Source organism: Kitasatospora kazusensis (genome assembly GCF_039529945.1).
Classification (GTDB): Bacteria; Actinomycetota; Actinomycetes; order Streptomycetales; family Streptomycetaceae; genus Kitasatospora; species Kitasatospora kazusensis.
Genome location: NZ_BAAANT010000021.1, coordinates 1 through 23523, shown reverse-complemented (window position 1 = coordinate 23523; position 23523 = coordinate 1). Strand labels below are relative to the sequence as shown.

At 75.1% G+C, this 23523-nt stretch carries 18 protein-coding genes and 1 pseudogene; 8 read left to right on the top strand and 11 right to left on the bottom strand.

The annotated features are described in order from the left end of the window. Positions 1-80 precede the first annotated feature (80 nt). Together pepN and ABD330_RS18725 are read right to left on the bottom strand one after the other, a co-directional pair. Entirely contained in the window at positions 81-2654 is a 2574-nt protein-coding gene (gene pepN, locus ABD330_RS18730) for an aminopeptidase N (RefSeq protein ID WP_344466484.1), read from the bottom strand. Between the two features lie 86 nt (positions 2655-2740). After that, on the bottom strand, positions 2741-4135 hold the full coding sequence (locus tag ABD330_RS18725; protein ID WP_344466482.1) for a phenylacetate--CoA ligase family protein: 1395 nt from the start codon (positions 4133-4135) through the stop codon (positions 2741-2743). 359 nt (positions 4136-4494) lie between these two features. On the opposite strand from ABD330_RS18725, the gene ABD330_RS18720 reads away from it, so the two are divergent. After that, a complete protein-coding gene (locus tag ABD330_RS18720) occupies positions 4495-6813 on the top strand; it encodes an FUSC family protein (protein WP_344466480.1) in 2319 nt (772 codons plus the stop codon). A gap of 46 nt (positions 6814-6859) precedes the next feature. Here the strand turns inward: ABD330_RS18720 and ABD330_RS18715 are convergent, their stop codons facing one another. Further along, positions 6860-7030, bottom strand: a complete 171-nt coding sequence (locus tag ABD330_RS18715; RefSeq protein WP_344466478.1) for a hypothetical protein — start codon at positions 7028-7030, stop codon at positions 6860-6862. 77 nt (positions 7031-7107) lie between these two features. After that, positions 7108-7668, bottom strand: a complete 561-nt coding sequence (locus tag ABD330_RS18710) for an HD domain-containing protein (RefSeq protein WP_344466476.1) — start codon at positions 7666-7668, stop codon at positions 7108-7110. 79 nt (positions 7669-7747) lie between these two features. Between ABD330_RS18710 and ABD330_RS18705 the strand changes: the two genes are divergently transcribed. Together ABD330_RS18705 and ABD330_RS18700 are read left to right on the top strand one after the other, a co-directional pair. Continuing rightward, a complete protein-coding gene (locus tag ABD330_RS18705) occupies positions 7748-8380 on the top strand; it encodes a nucleoside/nucleotide kinase family protein (protein WP_344466474.1) in 633 nt (210 codons plus the stop codon). 40 nt (positions 8381-8420) lie between these two features. After that, positions 8421-9380, top strand: coding sequence for a DUF2797 domain-containing protein (locus ABD330_RS18700; RefSeq protein WP_344466472.1), 960 nt, complete (start codon positions 8421-8423; stop codon positions 9378-9380). A 46-nt stretch (positions 9381-9426) separates the two neighbouring features. Here ABD330_RS18700 and ABD330_RS18695 read toward each other — a convergent pair whose 3' ends face one another. The 3 genes from ABD330_RS18695 to ABD330_RS18685 are packed head-to-tail and all read right to left on the bottom strand — an operon-like array spanning position 9427 to position 12865. Then, complete coding sequence (locus ABD330_RS18695) at positions 9427-10920, bottom strand: bifunctional phosphatase PAP2/diacylglycerol kinase family protein (protein WP_344466470.1); 1494 nt, start codon at positions 10918-10920, stop codon at positions 9427-9429. A gap of 19 nt (positions 10921-10939) precedes the next feature. Beyond that, on the bottom strand, positions 10940-11326 hold the full coding sequence (locus tag ABD330_RS18690) for a hypothetical protein (protein WP_344466468.1): 387 nt from the start codon (positions 11324-11326) through the stop codon (positions 10940-10942). 45 nt (positions 11327-11371) lie between these two features. Beyond that, positions 11372-12865, bottom strand: a complete 1494-nt coding sequence (locus ABD330_RS18685) for an SDR family oxidoreductase (protein ID WP_344466466.1) — start codon at positions 12863-12865, stop codon at positions 11372-11374. A gap of 159 nt (positions 12866-13024) precedes the next feature. On the opposite strand from ABD330_RS18685, the gene ABD330_RS18680 reads away from it, so the two are divergent. Next, positions 13025-14080 carry an NAD-dependent epimerase/dehydratase family protein gene (locus tag ABD330_RS18680; RefSeq protein ID WP_344466464.1) on the top strand — a complete coding sequence of 352 codons (1056 nt, stop codon included), beginning with the start codon at positions 13025-13027 and terminating at the stop codon, positions 14078-14080. Between the two features lie 169 nt (positions 14081-14249). Here the strand turns inward: ABD330_RS18680 and ABD330_RS18675 are convergent, their stop codons facing one another. Further along, on the bottom strand, positions 14250-15404 hold the full coding sequence (locus tag ABD330_RS18675) for a sensor histidine kinase (protein WP_344466462.1): 1155 nt from the start codon (positions 15402-15404) through the stop codon (positions 14250-14252). A 6-nt stretch (positions 15405-15410) separates the two neighbouring features. Then, the gene (locus ABD330_RS18670; protein ID WP_344466460.1) at positions 15411-16154 is read right to left on the bottom strand and encodes a response regulator transcription factor; all 744 of its coding nucleotides are present in this window, start codon (positions 16152-16154) and stop codon (positions 15411-15413) included. Between the two features lie 106 nt (positions 16155-16260). Here ABD330_RS18670 and ABD330_RS18665 point away from each other — a divergent pair. From ABD330_RS18665 to ABD330_RS18655, 3 genes and pseudogenes are all read left to right on the top strand, one after another. After that, positions 16261-16938 (top strand): annotated as a pseudogene (locus ABD330_RS18665) (glycosyltransferase family 2 protein); the annotation flags it as partial. Beyond that, positions 16912-17616 carry a TIGR04282 family arsenosugar biosynthesis glycosyltransferase gene (locus ABD330_RS18660; protein WP_344466631.1) on the top strand — a complete coding sequence of 235 codons (705 nt, stop codon included), beginning with the start codon at positions 16912-16914 and terminating at the stop codon, positions 17614-17616. The pseudogene ABD330_RS18665 and the gene ABD330_RS18660, both read left to right, overlap by 27 nt. Continuing rightward, positions 17613-18284, top strand: a complete 672-nt coding sequence (locus ABD330_RS18655) for a methyltransferase domain-containing protein (RefSeq protein WP_344466458.1) — start codon at positions 17613-17615, stop codon at positions 18282-18284. The genes ABD330_RS18660 and ABD330_RS18655 overlap by 4 nt, the downstream gene beginning before the upstream one ends. A gap of 120 nt (positions 18285-18404) precedes the next feature. Here the strand turns inward: ABD330_RS18655 and ABD330_RS18650 are convergent, their stop codons facing one another. Then, a complete protein-coding gene (locus tag ABD330_RS18650; protein WP_344466456.1) occupies positions 18405-18743 on the bottom strand; it encodes a hypothetical protein in 339 nt (112 codons plus the stop codon). A gap of 219 nt (positions 18744-18962) precedes the next feature. Then, entirely contained in the window at positions 18963-20348 is a 1386-nt protein-coding gene (locus ABD330_RS18645; protein WP_344466454.1) for an MptA/MptB family glycosyltransferase, read from the bottom strand. A gap of 402 nt (positions 20349-20750) precedes the next feature. Here ABD330_RS18645 and ABD330_RS18640 point away from each other — a divergent pair, with 402 nt between their 5' ends. Next, positions 20751-23471 (top strand): lectin, encoded by a 2721-nt coding sequence (locus tag ABD330_RS18640; RefSeq protein ID WP_344466452.1) that lies wholly within the window; start codon positions 20751-20753, stop codon positions 23469-23471. Positions 23472-23523 lie beyond the last annotated feature (52 nt).

The following is a 23523-nucleotide window of genomic DNA, read 5'->3' as shown; positions in this document are numbered from 1 at the left end:
CGAAAGCCCGAGCCCGGGGAAGCACGGCCGGCAGATCCGGTCGGGCTTCCCCGGGCTCGGGCACACGCGCGGCCAGACCGTCAGGCCGTGCCGATGTCCCGGTCCCGGGACTGGGCGCGCAGCGACCTGACGAGCTCGTCGCGGCCCTCCAGCACCAGCCGGCGCAGCGGGGGCGCAGCGTCCGGGTGCTCGGCCAACCACGCGTCGGCGGCCCGTACCGTGGCCTCGCTGACCTGGAGTGCGGGGAACAGGCCGCGTACCAGCGTCGTGCCGATCGCGGCCGGCCGCTCGGACCAGAGACGTTCGATGACCTCGAAGTAGCGTGCGGCATACGGCGCCAGCAGCTCGCGGTGAGCCGGATGGACAAGGCCCGCGACGGTGCCTGCGACCAGTGCCCTGGACAGGCGGGTGGACTCCACCGTGTCCGTCCACGCCGCCTTCTTGGCCTCGGCGAGGGGGCGGGCGGCCAGGCAGCGGGCCAGGCGCAGCCGGCCGGCCGCGGTGTTGTCGCGGTCCAGTTCGGCCGCCAGCTCTTCCTCCCCCACGCTGCCGTGGGCGGCCAGCAACTCCAGGAAGCTCCACCGCAGTTCCTGGTCGATGTCGAGCCCGTCGACCGCGGCGGCGCCGGACAGCAGGTCACCGAGCAGCACCAGCTCCGGCGGCGTCGAGGCCACCGCGGCCAGGAACCGCGCCCACGCCAGCTGGTGCCCGCTGCCGGGTTCGGCGGCCGCCAGCTCACGCCTGGCGCCGGCGCCGAGCAGGCGGCGGGCCTCCTCCCGGTGCGTCGGCGCCGTGAACCGTTCCAATGCCTGCGTCGCCCAGGTGTGCAGCGACTGGAGGACGCCGATGTCACTCTCCTGCCCGGCGAACCGCAGGACCATGGCCAGGAAGTCGCGGGCCGGCAGCAGCCCGTCCCGGGCCATGTTCCACAGCGCTGTCCAGCACACGGCACGGGTCAACGGGTCCGGGAGGGAGCCGAGATGGTCGCGCAGGGTGGCCAGCGACGTCTCGTCGAAGCGGATCAGGCAGTAGCCGAGATCCTCGTCGTTGACCACGACCAGGTCGGGCCGCCCGGCTCCGGCGAGCTCGGCGACCACCGTACGCGGACCCGCCAGCTCGGCCTCGGCACGGGCGTAGCGCTCCAACGTCCCTGCGGCCGAAAGGCGGTAGAGGCCGACGGCGATCCGGTGCGGACGCAGCTCGGGCTGCTCAGGGGTGGCCTGCTGCCGCACGGCGAGTTCGGCGATCCGGCCGTCTTCGTCGTAACAGACCTGCGGTGTCAGCGTGTTGACGCCGGAAGTCTGCAGCCAGGCGTGTGCCCAGGCGGTCAGGTCGCGGCCTGAGGTCTCCGCCAGTACGGCGAGCAGATCGGCCAGCCGGGCGGTGCCGTAGGCGTGGCGCCGGAAGTACAGCCGCGCGCCGTCCAGGAAGGCGCTTCGGCCCACATAGGCGGCCAGTTGCTTGAGTACGGAGGCGCCCTTGGCGTAGGTGATCCCGTCGAAGTTGAGCCCGGCCGAGCGCAGGTCGGGGATGTCGGCGGCGATCGGGTGCGTGGTCGGCAACTGGTCGGCGTGGTAGGCCCAGGACTTGCTCCGGTTCGCGAACGCCACCCACCCGCCGTCGAACCGGGTGGCCTCGACCATCGAGAACGTGGCCATGAAGTCCGCGAACGACTCCTTGAGCCACAGGTCGTCCCACCACTGCATGGTGACCAGGCCGCCGAACCACATGTGCGCCATCTCGTGCAGGACGACATTGGCCCGGGTCTGGTACTGCGCATCGGTCGCCCTGCCGCGGAAGAGGAATTCCTCCCGGAGCACGACACACCCCGGATTCTCCATCGCGCCCATGTTGTACTCGGGCACGAAGGCCTGGGCGTAGCCCCCGAACGGGTAGTCGAAGCCGAACTGATCGTGGAAGAAGTCCAGGCCCTGCCGGGTGAGCGTGAACAGCTCTTCGGCGTCCAGGTGTTCGGCGATCGAGGCCCGGCACAGCAGCGTGAGCGGGATCTCCAGCGTGCTGCCGCCTTCGAGGGTGCGCGTGTACCGGTCACGGACCAGGTGGTAGGGGCCGGCGACGATCGCGCTGAGATAGCCCGCGATCGGCCGGGTCGGGGCGAACCGCCAGGTGCCGGCGTCCGGTTCGCCCTGGTGGCTGTTGCTCGCCACGGTCCAGTGCTCCGGCGCGGTCACCGTGATGGTGAACGGCGCCTTGAGGTCCGGCTGTTCGAACACGGCGAAGACCCGGCGGGCCTCGGCCGGCTCGTGCTGGGTGTACAGGTAGACCTCGCCGTCCAGCGGGTCCACGAACCGGTGCAGGCCCTCGCCGCTGCGGCTGTACGCGCAGTCGGCCGTCACCACCAGCCGGTTCACCGCGGCCGGACCGGACAGCGAGATCCGGGTCCCGTCGAACACCGTCGCTGGGTCCAGCCGCTCGCCGTTGAGCAGGACGGAGTCGACCGAGGGCGCGATCAGGTCCACGAAGGTGCCGTCACCGGGGCGGGCGCAGCGGAAGTCGATCGTGCTCACGGAGCGGAAGGTGGGGCAGTCGGGGTCCATGGCCGATCGCAGGTCCAGTGCGACGGCGTAGCCGTCCACCGTGATCAGCCCGGACCGCTGCCCGGCCTCCTCGCGTGTCAGGTTGTCGCCGGGCACCGGGCTCCTTCGGAGGAACAGTCGCAGGGAGAAGAGGAAAGGGAGAGGAGGAGCTGGAGAGGAGGAACGGTCGGACGAGCAGTGGGTCAGCGGTCGGTGAGGTCGACGAAGTCGACCTGCTTGCGGCTGCCGGTGCTGAGGAAGTCATGGCTGCCGACCGTGCGCAAGCGCAACTCGACGCTGCTGTCGCTCTGCCGGCAGGTCGCGCGCAACAGCTCCTCCATCGCTCGCAGGTCTTCCGTGCGGCACGCGGGCAGTGGTCTGACCAGGGCCTCGATCAGGTCGGTGCGGCGCTTGACGAGCTGGTAGCGCTCGACGGGGAACTGCCGGATCAGCCGGGTGAGGGTCAGGACGGCGAGCTTGGTGCCGCCCGGCAGCTCGATCGCCCAGTTGCTGCGGCCGGCGGTCAGTTGCAGGACGTCGGAGGTCCGTCCGCAGGCACACGGCCCCTCGGCCGGCCGTAGTGCGCCGAGGTCTCCGGTGCGGTACCTGATGAACGGCATCACCCGGTTCATCAGATTGGTGATCACGATCTCGCCCTGCTTCCCGTCCGCGACCGGGTGCCCGTCGTCGTCCACCACCTCCACCCACAGCCGCTCGTCCATCACGTGCCGGGTGCCGAAGGCGCATTCGGCGGCGATGGCGCCCATCTCGCGCATCGCGTAGGTGTCCCGGACCGGGGCCTGGAAGCCCTCCTCGATCCTGGCGCGCGCGGCGGGTGTCAGCAGTTCGCTCGTGGTGTGCACGGCGGCCGGGGCCGGCGGCATGGCGAGCCCGAGTTCGGCCACCAGATCGACGAACTCCACGCACTGCGAGGGCAGGCCGGTCACCGAGTCGGGCCGGAATTCGCGGATCCGGGCCACGGTGGCCCGCAGGGCGTCCTCGGTGCCCCGGAGCGTGCCGCTGCCCACCCGGGCGAAGCCGCGCGCGGTGGAGGTGAACTCGAACCAGCCGTGATGGCGGGCGTCGTACAGTTCCAGGATCCGCCGGTGGAAGACCCCGCCGGCCGTCTCCCGTTCCTCCAGTGCCAGGTTCAGCGCGGCCAGGTGGACGGCGTGGTGCTGGTCGGTCAGGAAGGTGAACGGGATTCCGGTGGTGCCCGAGGTGTGCACGGAGTAGCTCTGTTCCGGCCGCAGTTCGTCGTCGCAGTGGTCCGCGAAGCGGGCCTGGAGCTGCTGCTTGCTGCGCAGCGGGAAGGTGGCCAGGAACTCGGCCGGGTCCGCGGGCGCGGCCCGGTGGCGGCCGCGTTCGCGGTAGACCGGGACGTTGCGCACCGCGTGGTGGAGCAGCGCGGCCAGCCGGGAGCGGCGCAGGGCGTGCGCGGCCGCGGCGTCGTCGAGCATGGCCGCGTACCGCTGGTAGGCGGCGTACGTCCGTGGCCACAGCAACGCGCCGTCCAGGGCGGCCGCGTGCACCGCCTCCACTTCCGGATCAGCCGCTGCCCGCCCGGCCGCCGGTGGCGCGCTCGGTGAAGTCGCCATGGTCCCTCCCCGGTTCCGATCGCGTCCCACTGCGCGATGTCGCGGGAATGCTAGGCGCCAGGTCGCCGGAAACGGTCCACTCCCGGTACAACGCGCGGCAGCCCGGCGCGGCACAGCTCGGGCCGCCGGGGGCGGGATGCCGTCCCTGGTTGATCTTGAGGCCGGCGGCGGCGAACTGCCGGGTGCGGCACGGTCGCGACCGGCACCCCTGAGCCTGTACTGCCCCGCGCGTGAGCCTGTACTGCCCCGCGCGGGCGCGAGGCCGACCGCAGGCGCGAGGCCGAGCGGTCCGGCGGAGGCTGCGACGGGCCGGTGCCGGTGCCATGCTTGGGCACACAGGCGAGGACGGGCAGACCGGTATGGACACCGAAGCCGAGGACCGGGGTCAGCCGTCACGCCGGGGAGCGGCCCACCCGGGCCCGGCCCGGCCCGGCGGCGCCGGGACGCTCGCCCGGCTGCGGGCGCTCGGGGCCCGGCGCGGGGCGGGCGGGGACCTGGTGGCGACGACGGTGCGCCGTGCGGTACGGGTGGCGCTCGCGGCCTCGGCCGGGTTCTACCTCGGCCTGTACGGGCTGCACCAGCCGGTGGTCGCCCTCTACGCGCTGTTCGGACCGGTCGCGCTGGCCGGGCTGTCCCGGATCCCCGGGTCGGGGCGCCAGCGGGCCGCGACCATCCTGCGGGTGCTGCCGGCGGGCTGGCTGCTGGTGACGGCCGGAACGCTGCTGGCCGTCACCACCTGGGCGGCCGTGGCCGGGATGCTGGTCATCGGCTTCGTGCTGGCCCTGGCCGCCGTGGCAGGACCCCGACCGGGCGGCGCCTCACCCGGTCTGCAACTGCTCTACATCCTCCCGTGCTTCCCGCCGTACGCCCCGCAGGAGCTGGGCGAGCGGCTCGGCGGCGCGACCCTGGGCGTGGCCCTGCTCGCCCTGGCCGAGGCCCTCCTGCTGCCGGACCGGCCCGCGACCGGCTACCGGGAGCTGCTGGCGAAGGCGGTCGCGCTGGCGGGCCGCTGCGCCGCCGAGAGCGCGCGGCACGGCCGTCCGCTCTCCGCCGAGCTGCGGGACCGCAGCTCGGCGGCCGGGCAGACGCTGCGCCTGTCCGGCCTGCCGCCCGCCGAGCGGCCGGCCGGCCCCGGACGCCGGGACCGCGCACTCTCGCACGCCGGCGGGGCCGCCCGCCGGCTGCTGATGTGCCTGCACGACTTCCCGGGCGTGCCGGCCGACCCGGGGCCCGGTCTGGCCCGGAACACCCAGGCCGTACTGGAGCGGGTCGGCGACGCCACCACCCGCGCGGCGGCGGCGCTGCGCGGCGGACCGCCGCCGGACCCGGCCGCGCTGGAGGCGGCGACGGCGGAGTTCACCCGCAGGCGGGCGCTCCTCGCCGAAACGGCGCCGGGCGGTCTGCCGACGGCCGTGCTGGCGCGCCAGGCGGCCCTGGTCGAGACGGCCGAGGCGGCGCTGACGCTGGTCCGGGCGGTGGCGGTGGCGACGGACGGCCCGCTGCTCTCGGCGGAGCTGCGGGCCGGGTCCTTCTGGTACAGCGGGCTGAGTGCCCGGCGGCTCTGGTGGCGCCGGTTCACCGGCCATCTGAGCCCCCGCTCGGTGTACTTCCAGAACGCCGTACGGATCAGCGTCGGCCTGGCGGCCGCGCGGGCGGTGGCCGGCGCCGTCGCCCTGCCGCACGGCTTCTGGGTGATGCTGGCCGCACTGACCCTGACCCGGACCACGGCCGTCCAGACCCGCCGGACCGTCCGCCAGGCGCTCACCGGCACACTGGTCGGCGCGCTGGCGGCGGCCGGGCTGCTGGCGGCGATCGGCGAGAACACCGGGGTGTACGCCGCCGTCCTGCCGTTCGTCATGCTGGCCACGTTCTGCCTCGGCCCGACCCTGGGGGTGGGCTGGGCGCAGGCGCTGTTCACCCTGACCGTCGCCACGGCCTTCGCCCAACTCGCACCGACCACCTGGCAGTTGGCCGAGGTCAGACTTCTCGACGTACTCACCGGGAGCATGATCGGTCTGCTCTGCGGGCTGCTGGCCTGGCCCCGGGGGGCCCAGGAGGAACTGCGCCGGGACATCAGCCTCGTGCTGGACACCGTGGCGGCCACCATCACCAGCACGGCATCCGTCGTCGTCAACGGCCCGACGGACGGCCCGCCCCCCGACCGGTCGGTCCTGCACGCCCTGACCCTCGCCGAGTCGGCCTACGCCCAGTTCCAGTCCGAGCCGCCGGACGGCCGGACCGACCACCCGGACTGGCAGGCCGCGCTGATCTCGGGGCACCACGCCCTGCACGGCGCGCAGCGCCTGCTGCACCACCGGGAGTCGCCGGGCACCCCCGCTCCCGGCCCGCGCTCCGGCGCGTGGCTCGTCGGGTACGCCGACGGCGTGGCCCGCGAGTACGTACTGCTCGCCGACCGCCTCGCCCACCGCCCGGGCCGTTCGGACCGGACGGATTGGACCGACTGGACGGACTGGACACGCCCGGACCGGACACGCGCGGACCGGACACGCGCGGATCGGCGGCCCGTAGCGGACGCGCCGCCGTACGCGGACAGTCGCCCCGACACTCCCCCGGCCGGTCTCCCGCTGCTGTTCGACGCCGGGAGCTGGCTGTCCGGCCTGGCGGCCGACCTGGCCCGGATCGCTCCGGCCGCCGCCCGGCCGGGGCCGTCCGGCTGAGGTCGCCCACGGGTGCGCGCGGGAGCCCCAGGGGTCGTGCTCGCGACTACCTGGCGCCGTCCTCCTCGCGCTCCTGCTCCCGGGCCCCTTCCGCCGCCGCGAGGTCCTGCGCGTGGGCGGTCTGGTAGGAGGTGATGCCCTCTTCCGGGTCCGCCGCGCGGACGTCCTCGCCGTCCCGCTCGGCCTTGTCGCTGAACCTCTCGTACATGTCGGACATCGCCGGCTCCCTGGGTGCTCGGGCCCGTCGCCCCGGCCGCGCGGCCGTGACGGCACGCGGTCGGCCGGGCGTGTTGCTCACTCCAGCCTGCGCCCGCCCGGCCGGGCAGTCCAGTCACCCCGGCCCGCCTGCCCGGGGTCGAGTTCCGGCAGCAGGGACGGGTTGACGATCAGCAGGACGGTGCGGACGTCCTCGGCGGCCACGGCCGGCCAGAGCAGCTCGCGGGCCTCGCGGTACCGGTCGGCGAGGCGGCGGCGTTGCGGCTCGGGGAGCAGTGCGGCGCGGGCCGGGACGGAGTTGTGAGCGTTGTCGGCGATCTTGACGAGAGTGGCGGAGTGGTCGGTGGTGATCTGCGTGATCATGGTGCGGTAGTCCGTGCCCGGCACCTTGGTGACCCGCCGGACGGTCGCGACCACGGCTGTCGGCACCCCCGCGCGGAGCAGGTCCTCGGCGGTCAGCGCGGTGTCCTCCAGGACGTCGTGCAGCAACGCGGCCATCCGCAGCCCGGCCCCGAACGGCGCGACGCCCGCCGCCACCGCGCGGACGTGCTCGATGTACGGGACACCGCTCTTGTCGGTCAGCCCGGCGTACGCCTCGACCGCGAAGGCCTCGACCTCGGCGGGGGTCAGCACGGCCATGGAGGCTCCCGGGTGTGAGCGGTGATCAGTTCCGCCGCAATATAGTCGGCCTGACGGACAGGAAAGGACACCGAGGGCCGTGCAGGTGAACCCGATCTCCCCCGACCGCCTGGCGCAGCTGCTGGCCGAGCGCATCGCGGCGCTGCCGGCCGACGACGGCCGGTGGATCAGGGTCGCGGTGGACGGCGCCCCGGCCGCCCGGCCCGGCGAACTGGCGGACGCCCTGGTCGAGCCGCTGCGGCTGCGCGGCCGGCCCGTCCAGCGGGTGTCGGCCGACGACTTCCTGCGGCCCGCCTCCGTCCGGCTGGAGTACGGGCGGCACGACCCGGACGCCTACCACGACCTCTGGCTGGACGACGGCGCGCTGCTGCGCGAAGTCCTGGACCCGCTGGAGCCGGGCGGCAGCGGGCTGATCCTGCCCACCCTCCGCGACGCCGCCACCGACCGGGCCACCCGCGCGCCGTACATCCCGCTGCCGCCCGGCGGCGTGCTGGTGCTGGACGGGGCGCTGCTGCTCGGGCGCTGGCTCCCGTTCGACCTCACGGTGCACCTGACCCTCACCCCGGCGGCCCTGGCCCGCCGCACCCCGGCCGACCGGCAGTGGACCCTGCCCGCCTTCGCCCGCTACGCCGCCGAGACCGACCCGGCCACGGCGGCCGACCTGACCGTGCGGTCGGACGACCCCCGGCACCCGGCGCTGGTGCTGCCCTGAGCACGGCCGTTGTCAGTGGTGGGACGTACGCTCACCTGTCGTGGCGATCTCGGAGGACGGCGGGCTGAGCGGGCAGGGCGGGTGGACGGCCACCGGGCTACGCTGGCGCGGCGGGCTGCCGGTGCTGACGGCCGGTAACGGGCGGCGCTCGCACGAGCGGGTGGTCACCGGCGGGACGCGGGTCAGCTGGCTGGTCAGCGGGCCCCGGCGGTGCGGCGGGGTGCGGACGGGCGGGGTGCACCACCCGTGCCCGTACCGGGCGGTCGTCGAGCCGGGCGCGAAGTCGGCCCAGTGCGGGCCGTGCCAGGGGGCGGATCCCGGGCTGGCGCTGGCCCGCGACCAGATCCTGGACGACGGCCGCACCTACCGGCTCTACCTGGCCTGGTTCGGCGCGGGGCTGCTCAAGGTCGGGCTCACCGCCGAGCAGCGCGGCACCACCCGGCTGCTGGAACAGGCGGCGCTCGGGTACACCTTCGTCGCGCGCGGGCCGCTGCCGGCCGTCCGGCGGGCCGAGCTCACGGTCGCGCAGGCCGGGCTGGCCCGGGAGCGGCTGACCACCCGGGTGAAGGCGGCCCACTGGTGGGGGCTGCCCGGGACGGCGGCTCGGCGGCAGGAGCTGCTGGGGCTGCGGGCGGACGTGCTGCGGCTGCTCGACGGCCACGCGGTCGAGCTGTTCCCGGACGGTCCGGTGATCGACCAGGTGGAACTGTTCGGGCTGGCCGAGGACGCGCCGCCCGCCTACCGGGAGGTCGCGGCGTTCAGCTGCGGCGCCACCGTCAGCGGCACGCTCCGGGCACCGGTCGGACGGCACCTGTTCATCGACACCGTGGACGCGGTGGACGCCGTGGACACCGACGGTGGCGAGCCGCCGCTGCTGCTCGACACCCGGCTGCTCACCGGCTGGACCTTGGCACCCGCCGAACCCGGTCCGCCGACCGGGCTGGAGCTGCGGCTCTGCCGACGGCCGGCCGACCCCGGCGAGCAGGACGCACTCTTCTGACCTCTGGGCAACGTGCACCGGTGCGGCGGCGTGCCTTCCGGGTGGGTCAGGGGATGGCCGGGCGGGCCGGGCGGTAGACGGTGAGGCGGCGGGGGGTCTTGGCCAGGCGGAGGCGGTCGGGGGCCGGGACGGCTTCGCCGTCGACGGCGAGGTGGTCGACGTCGTGCAGGCCGGCGAGGTCGAGGGCGGTGAGGCGGGCCTCGCGGTAGACCGGGGAGCGGCCGAGCGTGCCGGTGAGGAAGGCCGCCAGCAGCCGGGTGCGGGCGAACGGGTGGCTGCCGTCCACCGCGCGGACGTCGAGCCGGCCGTCGTCCAGGCTGCTGCGGTGGCTCGGGGCGAAGCCCGGCGGGTCGTACGCGCCGTTGCCCGCGAACAGCATCCACAGGCTGCGCGGGGTTCCGGCGACTTCGAGCCGGACGGGTTCCGCCGTGGCCAGTACCCGGACCAGGGCGACCGCCAGCGCGGGCCACTTGCCGAGGCGGTCCTCCAGACTCTCGCGGACCCGGACGAGTTCCGGGTACACGCCGATGCTGAAGGTGTTCAGGAAGACCTGCCGGGTGCCCTCCCCCGACACCGTGGCGAGGTCGACCCCGGCGGCGCTGCCCTCCTGTACCGCCTCGGCGGTGGAGCGCAGGGTGTGGCTGCCGAGGTCGACCGCGAAGTGGTTCAGGGTGCCGCCCGGGAAGACCGCGAGCGGGAGGTCCTCGCGGTCGGCGACGCTCGCGGCCAGGTTGACCGTGCCGTCGCCGCCGCAGACCCCGAGGGCGCCACCGGACTCGGCGGCCCGGGCGGCGGCCTGGTCGATCAGCTTCACCAGGTCGTCGTCCGGCCCGCAGAGCCGGATGTCGGCCTCCGGCAGGGCGGCGCGCAGCTCCGCGACGATCTCCTCGGGCCCGTCGCCGCCGGGTAGTGCGCCGTTGCCCGCGCCGCTGTTGACCACCACGTGCAGCCCCGCGCCGCCCGGGAGGGCGGGCGCGTCGATCCGGGGCGGGGAGGTGGTGGCGGGCCGGTCGGCGCGGCGGGGCCACCAGCGCAGGGTCAGCGCGGCCACTCCCGCTCCCAGGGCGGCGCCCGCCAGGACGTCCCCGGGGTAGTGCACGCCGACGTAGACCCGGGACGCCATCACCCCCGCCGCCACGGGTGCGACGGCCAGCCCCAGCAGCGGGGACTCCAGGGCGACCGCGGTCGCGAAGGCCGCCGCCGAGGCGGAGTGCCCGGACGGGAAGGAGCTGCTGGCGGGCTGCCGGAGCAGCCGCCGGGCCACCGGCACCGGGTCGATCAGCGGCCGGGGCCGCCTGGTCGCGCCCTTGGCGAAGATGTTGGCGGCCGTGGAGGCGAGCAGCACCGAGCCGACGCCGCGCAGCGCGGCCCGGCGGGCGCCGCGGTGCCCGGTGGCGCCCAGCAGGGCCGCCGTGCCGAACCAGAGCTTCCCGTGGTCGGCGGCCCGGCTGAGCCGGGGCAGCCACGGGTCCGCGCCGCGCAGGCCTCGGACGGCAACCCGGACGAACAGCTCGCGGTCGAGGTCGTTCAGTGCTCCCATGACGCCATGTTAGGTACGGCTACCGGCGATCGGCCTGTTCGTCAGGGCCGGGCAGCAGCAGGCCGGCCACCGAGAGGGCGCCCCAGCCGACCGAGACGGCGACGGCGAGCGCCCGGCGCTCGCGCGGGAGGGTGCTGCCGAGCAGCGCGGCGTCGCCGAAGTCGGCCGCGATCCGGAGCAGGGCGGCCAGCCGCAGCGCGGCGCCGTCCGGGGCCAGCACCATGGCCAGGCCGGAGGCGGCGTCGCGCCAGGCCAGCGGCCGCAGGCTGGTCTCGGTGTCGGGGGCGACCTTGCCCGCCGCGTCGACCAGTCCGGACGGCCGGGCGAGCAGTGCGGGGCGGGCGGTGACGGCGAGGCCGTAGCCGGCGGTGGCGGCGCCGACGAGCCGGAGCAGGCGGGAGTGCATCGGGGTGGACCTCCAGGGGGTTCGGGGCCGGTCGGTGCGGAGGGTTCAGGGCCGGTCGGCGGCCGGGCGCCGGGCCCGGTCGGCGATGTTGCGCAGCATGCCGCCGAAGACCACGGAGTGGAAGGGTGCGACGCTCCACCAGTAGAGGTGTCCGCCCAGGCCGCGCGGGTGGAACAGGGCCCGCTGGCGGAGCACGGCGCCGCCCTGCGGGCCGTCCTCGACCGCGAGTTCCAGCCAGGCCAGGCCCGGCAGCCGCATCTCGGCGCGCAGCCGGAGCAGGCGGCCGGGTTCGATCTCCTCGACCCGCCAGAAGTCGAGCGAGTCGCCGACCCGCAGCCGGTGCGGGTCGCGCCGCCCCCGGCGCAGGCCGACGCCGCCGACCAGGCGGTCCAGCCAGCCCCGGACGGCCCAGGCGAGCGGGAAGGAGTACCAGCCGTTGCGGCCGCCGATGCCCTCGACCACGTCCCAGAGCGCCGCCGGGGTGGCGTCCACGGCGGTCTCGCGGGTGTCGTGGTAGAGGCTGCCGCCGGCCCAGTCCGGGTCGGTGGGCAGCGGGTCGCTGGGGGCGCCGGCCAGCGAGGCCGAGGACCAGCGGGTCGCCACGTCGGCCTCACGGACCCGCTTGAGGGCGAGCCGGACGGCGTCGTCGAAGCCGATCAGCCCGGCCGGCGGGTCGGGCAGGTGGGCCGCGATGTCGTGCTCGCCGCAGACCACCTCGTGCCGCAGTGACTCCACCAGCGGCCGGGCCAGCCCGCTCGGGACGGGGGTGACCAGGCCGACCCAGTGGCTGGAGAGCCCGGGGGTGAGCACCGGGACGGGCAGGATCACCCGGCGGGGCAGGCCGGAGACCCGGGCGTAGCGGATCATCATCTCCCGGTACGTCAGCACCTCGGGGCCGCCCAGGTCGAAGGTGCGGTTCACCTCGGGCGGCAGCCCGGCGGCGCCGACCAGGTAGCGCAGCACGTCCCGGACGGCGATCGGCTGGATCCGGGTGCCGACCCAGCTCGGGGTGACCATCACCGGCAGCCGTTCGGTCAGGTAGCGGAGCATCTCGAACGAGAGCGAGCCCGAGCCGAGGATCACCGCCGCCCGCAGCTCGGCGGTCGGCACTCCGGAGTCCCGCAGCACCCGTCCGACCTCGGCGCGCGAGCGCAGGTGCGGCGACAGTTCGGCCGCCGGTACGCCGGCCGGGGTGAGCCCGCCGAGGTAGACGATCCGGCGGACCCCGGCACGGGCGGCCGCCGCGCCGAAGGCCTCGGCGGCCGCCCGGTCGAGGCGCTCGAAGCCGGGTCCGGTGCCGAGCGAGTGGACGAGGTAGTAGGCGGTGTCGACGCCCTCGAAGGCGGCGGGCAGTGTCTGCGGCCGGGTGACGTCGCCCTGGACGGCCCCGACCCGGCCGCGCCAGGGCTGGTCCCGGAGCCGGCCGGGCTCGCGGACCAGGCAGGTCACCCGGTGTCCGGCCGCGAGCAGCTCGGGGACGAGACGGCCGCCGATGTAGCCGGTGGCGCCGGTGACCAGGCAGTGCTGGGGCTCGGGCACGGGGTCGGGACTCCTGTTCGGTGGTCGGCCGGTCACCGGGTATTCGTTGTCCGGGTCGTGCCGGTTTGGTGGGTATTCTGCCCGTGATCTGCTTACGAACCCCTGACGGAGCGTCGCCGGGCGCGGCCGGGCCCGGCGGGCGCGGTTAGCGTCACCGGTATGGAGATTCTGCTCACCGGCGGTGCCGGGTTCATCGGTTCGGCCGTCGCGACGCGGCTGGTGGCGGCGGGTCACGGCGTCCGGGTGCTGGACGCGCTGCTGCCCGCCGTTCACCCGTCCGGGCGGCCGCCGGCACTGCCGGGCGGTGTCGAGTTCCGGCAGGGGGACGTCCGGGACCGGGCGGCCGTGGAGCGGGCGCTGGAGGGGGTGGACGCGGTCTGCCACCAGGCGGCGATGGTCGGCCTGGGCCTGGATCTGGACGACGCGCCCGACTACGTGGGCTGCAACGACCTGGGCACGTCCGTGCTGCTGGCCGCGATGGCGCGCGGCGGGGTGCGGGAGCTGGTGCTCGCCGGGTCGATGGTCGTCTACGGCGAGGGGAGCTACCGCTGCCCCGAGCACGGCGAGGTCGCGCCCGGTCCCCGCAGGACGGCCGACCTGGACGCGGGCCGCTTCGAGCCGCCCTGCCCGCGGTGCGGCGCGCCGCTCGCCCCCGGTCTGGTCGGCGAGCAGGCGCCCGCCGACCCGCGCAACGTGTACGCCGTCACCAAGCTCGCCCAGGAGCAGCTGGCCGCCGCCTGGGCCCGTGCCTGCGGCGGGCGCGTCCTGTCGCTGCGCTACCACAACGTGTACGGGCCGGGGATGCCGCGCGACACGCCGTACGCGGGGGTGGCGTCCCTGTTCCGTTCGGCGCTGGCCCGGGGCGAGGCGCCCCGGGTGTTCGAGGACGGCGGGCAGCGGCGCGACTTCGTCCACGTACGGGACGTCGCGTCGGCGAACCTGGCGGCGCTGCGGGCCGTCGCGGCGCGCCCGGCGGGCAGCGCGCGGGCGTACAACGTCGGGAGCGGGGAGGTGCACACCGTCGGCGCGATGGCGCTCGCGCTGGCCGCCGCGTACGGCGGCCCGGCGCCGGTGGTCACCGGCGAGTACCGGCTCGGCGACGTCCGGCACATCACGGCGGACTCGGCGCGGCTGCGGGCCGAGCTGGGGTGGCGACCGGAGGTGTCGTTCGCCGAGGGGATGACGGAGTTCGCGGCGGCGCCCCTGCGGGGGTGAGGTGCGGCGCATCCAGGGGCGCGAGGAACTGCGCGAAGCGGAAGGTGCGGCGCCGTCACTCCCGATTTCGCGCAGTTCCTCGCGCCCCTGGGTGGGCCCTGCCTGGTGGGTGAGCCCTGCCTTGGGTGGGCCCTGCCCGGGTAGGCCCAACCCCCGAGGGGGAGGCGGGTCAGCGGGGGGCGACGGCCGCCGGGAGGGCGATCTCGAAGCAGCAGCCGCCGGTGACGTTGCGGACGCTGGCGCGGCCGGAGTGGGCCTCGACGATGCCCCGGACGATGGCGAGTCCGAGGCCGGCGCCGCTGTCGCCGTGGTCCTGGCGGGCGCCGGGTGCGGCGGCGCGGGGGGTACGGGCGGTGCCGCCGCGCCAGCCGGTCTCGAAGACCCGGGTCAGGTCCTGTTCGGGGATGCCGCCGCAGCCGTCGGTGACGGAGAGCACCACCTCGTCCGCCTCGCGGCGGGCCGCGACCGCCACCACGCCGTCCTCGGGGGTCGAGCGGATCGCGTTGACCAGCAGGTTTCCGAGCACCCGGGTGATCTCGCGGCCGTCCACCTCGACGGGCTCGGCCGCGACCTCCTCGCCCTCCAGCCGGATGCCGCGCTGGCGGGCCAGCGGGTAGGCCCCGGCGATGGCGTCGCCGACCAGGTCGTAGACCGACACCCGGGCGAGCGAGAGGCTCAGCGCACCCGCCTGGATCCGGGAGAGTTCGAACAGGTCGTCGACCATGCCGGCGAGGCGGTCCACCTCGGTGCGGATGCCGAGCAAGTAGCGGGCCGGGTCCTCGGCCACCCCGTCCTCCAGCGCCTCCGCCATCGCGCGCAGTCCGGCGAGCGGGGTCCGCAGGTCGTGCGAGATCCAGGCGATCAGTTCACGGCGGGAGTGCTCCAGCGCCTTCTCCCGGGTGCGGGATTCGGCGAGCCGGGCGCTGGTGGCGGACAGTTCCGCGCTCAGCGCCGCGAGTTCCGAGCCGAGCGGTTCGGCGGGGGCGGCGAAACCGGTGTCGCTGCCGACCGTGCGCGCGGCCAGCGTGAGGGCCCGGCTGCCCGCGACCGCCTGCCGGCCGAGCAGCGCGGCGGTGAGCAGCGAGACGACGGCCGCCATGCTGAGCACGGTTATCACCACGCCGAAGTCGTGGTCGGAGAGGAACATCGCCTGGGCGACGGCGGCGGTGCCCGAGGTCATGGCGAGCACGGTGACGACGGCGACGCAGAAGAGCGAGAGCGCGACGGAGCGGCGGCGCAGCAGCCGGATGACCGGCCAGCCGAGCAGGCCGGCGATGCCCGCGCCGAGGGCGGCGTAGAGGGCGATCAGGAGCAGGTCTTTCACGGCGGGTCAGCCCTTCACCGGGTCGAAACGGTAGCCGACGCCCCAGACCGTGCTGATCAGCACGGGCGCGGCGGGGTCGTCCTCGATCTTCTCGCGCAGTCGCCGCACGTGGACGGTGACGGTGGACAGGTCGCCGAAGTCCCAGCCCCAGACCTGCTGCATCAGCTCCTCCCGGCCGAAGGCCGTGCCGGGGTGCCGCAGCAGGAACGCGAGCAGGTCGAACTCGCGCAGGGTCAGGAGGAGTTCACGTCCGCCCCGGTGCGCCCGGCGGGCCTGCGGGTCCAGGCTCAGATCGCCCGCCGTGACCAGCCCGGGGGCGGGCGCGGGGGTGGCGGCGCGCGAGCGGCGCAGCACCGACTGGACCCTCAGGACGAGTTCGCGCGGGCTGAACGGCTTGGTGACGTAGTCGTCGGCGCCCAGCTCCAGGCCGAGGATGCGGTCCGCCTCGTCGCCCTTGGCCGTCAGCATCACCACCGGGAGGGCGGCGCCGTGGTCGGTGGCGCGCAGCCGGCGGCACACCTCCAGGCCGTCGATCTCCGGGAGCATCAGGTCGAGCACGAGCAGGTCCGGCCGGAAGGCCTCGGCGCGGGCCAGCGCCTCGCGGCCGTCGGCGGCCCGGTCGACCAGGTAGCCGGACCTGGTCAGGTAGCTCGCGACCACCTCGGCGACGGTGGGGTCGTCGTCCACCACCAGGATGCGGCCGGCGGGGGGCGGCGCGGCGGGGACGGGCTCGGCGGGTGTCTGTGTCACATCTCCGAGGATAGGAACATCGCGGTGCCACCCGGGTCTCCTGGCCGCCTCCGTACGACTTCCGTAAGGTGCCGATGCGGCAATTGTCCGGATTCCGGTCGGTAGCGTGAGCCGGGTGACCACTCCCCCTCTCTCCGTAGACGTGGTGCTGCCCTGCCTGGACGAGGCCGCGGCACTGCCCTGGGTACTCGGCCGGATCCCGGCAGGCTGGCGCGCGATCGTGGTGGACAACGGCTCCACCGACGGCTCCGCCGAGCTGGCCCGCTCGCTGGGCGCCACGGTGGTCGCCGAGCCCCGGCGCGGCTTCGGCGCCGCCTGCCACGCCGGGCTGCTGGCGGCCACCGCCGACGTGGTGTGCTTCCTGGACTGCGACGGCTCGCTCGACCCCGCCCAGCTGCCCCGGGTGGCCGGCCCGGTGCTGGCGGGCGCGGCGGATCTGGTGCTCGGCCGCCGACGGCCCACCGCCTTCACGGCCTGGCCGCCGCACGCCCGCCTCGCCAACGCGGAGCTGGCCCGGCGGCTGCGCGCCCGCACCGGGGCCGCGCTGCACGACCTCGGCCCGATGCGGGCCGCCCGGCGGGAGCGGCTGCTGGCCCTCGGGCTGGGCGACCGGCGCTCCGGCTACCCGCTGGAGATGGTCCTGACGGCCTCGGCGGCCGGGATGCGGATCACCGAGTGCGAGGTCGACTACCGGCCGCGCGCCGGCCGCTCCAAGGTGACCGGCACGCTGCGCGGCACCCGGCAGGCGGTGCGGGACATGCGGTCGGTGCTCGCCGCGCCGCCGCCCACCCTGCTGGTGATCGCCAAGGAGCCCGTCCCGGGCCGGGTGAAGACCCGGCTGACCCCGCCCTACACCCCCGAGCAGGCCGCCGCGCTGGCGGAGGCGGCCCTCGCGGACACTCTCGGCACCCTGTCGCAGGTGCCCGCCGGGCGGCGGCTGCTGGTGCTGGACGGTACTCCCGGCGGGTGGCTGCCGCCCGGCTGGGAGGTGGCGCCGCAGACGGGCGGCGGGCTGGACGAGCGGCTGGCGGCGGCGTTCGCGCTCGCCTCACCGGACGCGCCGGCCCTGCTGGTCGGGATGGACACCCCGCAGCTGACCGGGCGGATGCTGGCCGAGCCGCTGTCGGGGGCCCGGCGGGCCGGGGTGGACGCCTGGTACGGGCCTGCGGTGGACGGCGGGTTCTGGGCGCTCGGCCTGGCCCGGCCGACGGCCGGGCTCGCGCGGCAACTGCTGCTGGGTGTCCCGATGTCGACCGCCGGGACGGGCGCGGCGCTGCTGGAACGGCTCGCCGCCGCAGATCTGACGGTCTGTCAACTTCCTTCACTAGCCGACGTGGACACCGCCACGGAGGTGGACCGGGTCGCGGAGCTGGCGCCGGACGGACGGTTCGCGGCCTGCCGCCGCGCGATCGGCCCGCACCTGGCCGCCGGGCTCGATTCCCCTTCGGAGGTGGCGGGTTGAGCCTCACCACCGCGTGGGTCGACGATCCCTTCGCGGAGGCGATGCGGACCGGTCGCGGCCCGCTCTGGCTGCGGCGGTCGGACGGCGGACGGCAGCGGCTGGAGGTCGAGCGCTGGTGCGACCCCGCCTCCGGCGCGGACCACAGCCTGCTGCTGCGCTGCCTGCACCTCGCCACCCCCGTGCTCGACCTGGGCTGCGGGCCGGGCCGCCTGGTCGCGGAGCTGCTGGCCCTCGGCGTACCGGCGTTGGGGGTCGACGTGACGGACGCCGCCGTCGCGCGCACGCTCGGCCTGGGCGGGCCCGCCCTGTGCCGGTCGGTCTTCGACCGGCTGCCCGCCGAGGGCCGCTGGGGCACGGCCCTGCTCGCCGACGGCAACCTCGGGATCGGCGGCGACCCGGACGCCCTGCTCCGCCGTACCGCCGAACTCCTCGCGCCGGGCGGGGTGTTGCTGGTGGAGGTGGAGCCCCGGGAGATGGACGAGCGGTCCACCGTCCGGGTCGAGGGCCCGGACGGGCGCTGCGGCCCGCCGTTCGAGTGGGCCCGGCTCGGCGCCGACGCGACCGCCCTGCGGGCGGCCCGGGCCGGGCTGACCGAGGTCGAACGCTGGACCTCGCACGGACGGCGGTTCCTGTCCCTGTGCAACGACCGTCCTCTGACAGGGAGTTGACCGGAGGCTGAGGGGGCGCGGGGAGCTGCGCGAGATCGGAGGACAACGACCTGTGCCCTGCCGGTTTCGCGCAGCTCCCCGCGCCCCTGCCTGTGGCCGATCGGGCGCGGAACCTCTCGGTCAGAGGAACCCCACCGAGCGCAGCTTCAGGCGGTCCGAGCCGCCGCGACCCGCAGCGAGCAGCCAGTCGGGCCCCTGGCAGTCGGTGCCCACGAACACGACGGCCGGCGAGTTGGTCGCGTTCTCCGGTGCGTACGCGGGCGGCAGGTCGTCGTCGGCACCCGGCAGGTTGATGCACCTCCCGCTCACCGGGTTGTTCATGAAGCCGACCAGCTCGTAGCCGTCGGAGTTCCGGAACGTGTACCGGAACTGGCCGGTGGCGGCGAGGGCGGATCCGGGTACGGCCAGGACGAGTCCGATGGCGGAAACGGCGGCGACGGCGGCATTGCGAAGGCGCATGAGCGGGGGTACCTCTCCGGAAAAACGGGTGAATCCCTTGGGTCGTGACCAGCCTAGGGACGGCCGGGTCTGCCGAAACGTTTCTCCCAAGCGCCTTCGACGGTAGCCAGATTGACGCCACCGCAACCGATGATCCCCGCAGGTCAGAGCGGTGACGAACGGCATCGAACGGGCCGCCTTCCGCCCTCCGGGTGTCACTCGTTCCGGTGATCCACTGCGTCAGGCCGTTCCCTGACGTCTCCTCAGCCGCCGCACCAGCGCCCCCGCCAGCACCACCCCCAGTGCGGCCCCGTACGCCTCCTGCTGCACCTCGCCGCCCAGCAGGTAGAGCGCCTGCCCGGCCGCCGGGACGGCCAGCCACTCCCACCGCCCGTCGAGCGCGACCAGGGCCACCACCAGCAGCCCGTACCAGGGGTAGTTCGGCGCCACCAGCAGCAACGCGGTACCGGTCACCAGCAGCGCACCGCTCCACGGCCGCCGCGGGTCGCCCCGGCGCAGCACGTACAGCACGACCGCCAGCAGGACCGCCCCCGCCGCGTACGGCGCGAGCGCGTCGGAGCAGACCAGCCGCAGCAGCCCGAACCGCTCGATCCGGCCGTCGTCGTAGCCCTCCTCCTTCAGGTAACCCGGCAGGTAGCCGAGCACCCCGGCACCGGAGGCCGCCACGTACGGGACGTAGGCGAGCACGAAGGCGCCGAGCGCGACGGCGGGCAGCAGCAGGTCGCGCGGGCGCGGGCGGCGGGCCAGCAGGCCGGACAGCGCGCCGGGCAGGGCGAGGGCGGGGATGAGCTTGGTGGCGACGGCCGCGCCGAGCAGCGCGCCGCCCCTCACCGGCCGCCCGAGCGCCGCGCAGCCGAGGCCGCCGACCATCAACAGGGCGCCGAGGGTGTCCACATGGGCGTCGTTCACCGACCACACGGCCACCCCGGGACACCAGCCCCACAGGGCGGCCCGCCGGTCCCGACGCCGGATCAGCAGCAGCACCCCCGTCGTCGCGACCGCGAGCAGCGCCCCGCCGGCCTGCGGCCCGCGCACACCGCCCCCGAAGGGGTGCAGCGCGAGGAACCAGGCTTCGGCGACGGGCGGGTAGATGGTGTGCACGGCGGGCCGGTTGATGTGGGTGCAGTCCCCCGCCGCCGTCCGGCGCTCGTCCCAGCGCGTGCAGGAACCGCCCGGGAAGAGCCCGGGGTCACGGAGCCCGGCCAGCGCCGGGTCGTCCGGCGCGTGCGCGTACGGGGAGATCCCGGCGGCCTGCACCCGGCCGTCCCAGACGTACCGGTAGGCGTCGTCGCTGGTCCGCGGCGGGGCGAGCAGGCCGGTGGCCGCGACCGCGACGGCGCCCGCGAGCACCAGCCCGGTCACGTACCGCCCGGGGACCCGGCGGAGCAGCACCAGCGCGAGCGCGAACAGCGCGGCGTCGGCGAGGTACCAGTCGTGCAGCGGAAGGGGGTCGCCGAGCGTCCCGCCGCCGGTGACGGTGCGGGCGAGCGCGGCCGCCAGCGCGGCGAGCGCCAGGGCGCAGGGCAGGACGGTACGGAGCAGGGCCGTACGGGACAGGACGGTACGGGACAGGACGGTACGGGGACCAGCGGTACGGGAGGGCACCCGTTCACCCTGCCACCGGGAGGCCGCGCCCGGCCGCCGCGGCGGGGCTCCGTTCGACTTCCGTAAGGGGCGCCGCGTGCTCTGCGGAATCAGGGTCGCCTCCGGTGGCCCCAGGGCGGCGTCAACGGACAGCCCGGGAAATCCACATGAACAGATGAGAGCCTTCTCGAATTATCACGCTCCGCACGGGAACAATGACCCTGAGTCAGGAGGGAGTTCCACGTGCGCATTCCGCGACGCCAGAGAACCTCGCACCCTCTGCGGCCCGTTCGGCCGCCACGCCCCCACTGTCCGTCACTCTCCTCGGGTACCGTCCGCCGACCGGGCCCCGCTCACACCCTGCACCGTCCCGCCCGGCGGCGCGGCGGCATCGCCCTGACGGCCTGCAGTGCACTGGTGGCCGTGAGCGGCCTCCAGCCGGCCGCCGCGTCCCCCGCGCCCACCACCGTCCTCGGCGCGGCGCGCCGGGTCACGGTCAACGACCCGGCGCAGTACGTCAATCCGTTCGTCGGCACCCAGCAGGCCGCCGTGGACTACGGCAACGGCGGCGGCGCGGGCAACACCTTCCCAGGGGCCTCGGCGCCGCTGGGCATGGTCCAGTGGAGCCCCGACACCGTCACCTACCAGAACGGCGGCTACGACTACAACGACCAGCGGATCCGGGGGTTCAGCCTGACCCACATCTCCGGTGCGGGCTGCGGGGACTACGGGAACATCCCCTTCATGCCGGTGCTCGGCAGCAGCCCGGTCGCCGACTACTCCTTCTCGCACGCGCACGAGTCGGCCTCGCCGGGGACGTACTCCGTCACGTTCGACAACGGGTTGACCACCGACCTGGCCGTCACCCAGCGGTCGGGCATCGCCCGGTTCACCTACCCGGCCGGCCAGACCGCCTCGCTCACCGTCGACGCCGGGACGGCGTTCAACGCGGCCTCCGGCTCCATCTCCATCAGCGCCAACGGGATCGCGGGCTACACCGACAGCGGCGGGTTCTGCGGGATGGGCAACCGCTACCGGCTGTACTTCACGGTGGTCTTCGACCGGCCGTTCACCCGGTCCGGCATCGTCACCAACGGCGTCCTGGACACCGGCCGGACCTCCGCCACCGGGACGACGGACGGCCTCGCCCCGGAGCCCGCCCGGACCGGACCGGCGGTCGCGCAGCAGGCCCGGACGGGGACGGCGACCCCCGCCCCGCACCCGCAGATGACCGCGGCGGCCTCGAACGCGCTGGCCCTGGTGTCCTTCGACACCTCGGTCAACCGCACCGTCACCGCGAAGGTCGGCCTGTCCTTCGTCAGTGCGGACAACGCCTGGGCCAACCTCCAGGCGGAGCAGGGCGGGAACAGCTTCGCCACGGTCGCGGCCGGCACCCGGGCGGCGTGGAACGGCATGCTGGGCCGGCTCGCCGTCTCCGGCGGCAGTCTGCACGACACCCGGACCTTCTACACCGCGCTCTACCACGCTCTGCTGCACCCGAGCGTGCTGAGCGACACGGACGGCCGGTACCCCGGCTTCGACGGGCAGTTGCACAGCGTCCCGGCCGGCCATGCCCAGTACGCCGACTTCTCGGGCTGGGACATCTACCGCTCACAGGTCCAACTGCTCGCGTTCCTCGCGCCGCAGCAGGCGTCCGACATCGGCCAGTCGATCGTCAACCAAGGTGCCCAGGGCGGCTATCTGGACCGCTGGACCCTGGCGAACGGCGGTACCGGGGTGATGATCGGCGATCCGATGCCGATCATCGCGAGCGAGCTCTACGCGTTCGGCGCCACCGGGTTCGACGCCTGGGGCATGCTCTGGCAGGCCTGGCAGGGCACCGTGAAGGACAACGAGCGCGGCGGGCACGCGCAGTACGACGCCGAGGGCTTCGTCCCCGTCGGCACCGGCTCCGAGTGGGGGCCCGCCGCGGACACCCTGGAGTACGCCGCGGCCGACTTCGCGATCGGCCAACTGGCGGGCCGGCTGGGCGACTCGGCCATCCACGACATCATGCTGCACCGCTCCTCGAACTGGCGCAACCTGCTCAACCCCGACAGCCGCTACGTCCAGCCGCGCAACGCCGACCACAGCTGGCCGGCCTTCGACCCCAGTTGGCAGAACGGCTTCGTCGAGGGCAACAGCGCGCAGTACACCTGGCTGGCCACCCAGAACCCGCGCGGCCTGTTCGACGCGATGGGCGGCAACGACGCGGTGGTCGGCCGGCTCGACCCGTTCTTCTCCAACCTCAACGCCGGGCCGAACGCCGACAACGCCTACCTGGGCAACGAGCCCTCGCTCGGCGTCCCCTGGCTCTACGACTACGCCGGGCGCCCGTACCGGGCCCAGGCCGTGGTCCGCCAGGCACTGACCACCCTGTACTCGGACGCCCCGAACGGCGAGGTCGGCAACGACGACCTCGGCGAGATGTCCGCCTGGGCGGTCTGGGCGGCGCTCGGGATGTACCCGGAGGTCCCCGGCCGGGCCGAACTCGCCCTGGCCAGCCCGCTGTTCCCGAACATCACGATCACCCGGGGCAACGGCGTGACGATCGACATCAGCGCCCCCGGCGCCGCGGACGGCACCCCGTACGTCGGCTCACTGCTGCTCAACGGCGCCTGGTCGCAGAAGCCCTGGCTGAGCGAGGACTTCGTCCGTACCGGCGGCACCCTCCAGTTCGGGGTGAGCGGCAGCCCGTCCTGGTGGGGTTCGGCGCCGGCCGACGCACCGCCGTCCTTCGACGTCGGCCCGGCCAAGCCCGCCACGGGCCCGGTCACCGGACTCGCCGGCAAGTGCGTGGACGTCGACCACAGCCAGGCCGCCAACGGCACCAAGGTACAGCTGTGGACCTGCAACGGCACCGGCGCCCAGCAGTGGACCACCGCCTCGGACGGCTCCCTGCAGGCCTTCGGCCACTGCCTGGACGTCAGCGGGAGCGGGAACGCGGCCGGCACCGAGGTGCAGCTGTGGACCTGCAACGGCACCGGCGCCCAGCAGTGGTGGCCGCGCTCGGACGGCTCCTTGCTCAACCCGCCCTCGGGGCGCTGCCTCGACCTCCCGAACAGCGACACCACCGACGGCAGCCGGCTCCAGATCTGGGACTGCAACGGCACCGGCGCCCAGCGCTGGACGGTGCCCGCCTGACCCTGCGGCGGTACGCACGGCGGCGGGGCCGCACCCGCGCGCGGGTGCGGCC

What these genes read in the sequence shown, in the direction of transcription:
- ABD330_RS18725 (WP_344466482.1), bottom strand. Translation starts at nt 4,135, where the DNA reads ATGGCGACTTCACCGAGCGCGCCACCGGCGGCCGGGCGGGCAGCGGCT.
- ABD330_RS18720 (WP_344466480.1), top strand. Translation starts at nt 4,495, where the DNA reads ATGGACACCGAAGCCGAGGACCGGGGTCAGCCGTCACGCCGGGGAGCG.
- ABD330_RS18715 (WP_344466478.1), bottom strand. Translation starts at nt 7,030, where the DNA reads ATGTCCGACATGTACGAGAGGTTCAGCGACAAGGCCGAGCGGGACGGC.
- ABD330_RS18710 (WP_344466476.1), bottom strand. Translation starts at nt 7,668, where the DNA reads ATGGCCGTGCTGACCCCCGCCGAGGTCGAGGCCTTCGCGGTCGAGGCG.
- ABD330_RS18695 (WP_344466470.1), bottom strand. Translation starts at nt 10,920, where the DNA reads ATGGGAGCACTGAACGACCTCGACCGCGAGCTGTTCGTCCGGGTTGCC.
- ABD330_RS18690 (WP_344466468.1), bottom strand. Translation starts at nt 11,326, where the DNA reads ATGCACTCCCGCCTGCTCCGGCTCGTCGGCGCCGCCACCGCCGGCTAC.
- ABD330_RS18680 (WP_344466464.1), top strand. Translation starts at nt 13,025, where the DNA reads ATGGAGATTCTGCTCACCGGCGGTGCCGGGTTCATCGGTTCGGCCGTC.
- ABD330_RS18660 (WP_344466631.1), top strand. Translation starts at nt 16,912, where the DNA reads ATGCGGTCGGTGCTCGCCGCGCCGCCGCCCACCCTGCTGGTGATCGCC.
- ABD330_RS18650 (WP_344466456.1), bottom strand. Translation starts at nt 18,743, where the DNA reads ATGCGCCTTCGCAATGCCGCCGTCGCCGCCGTTTCCGCCATCGGACTC.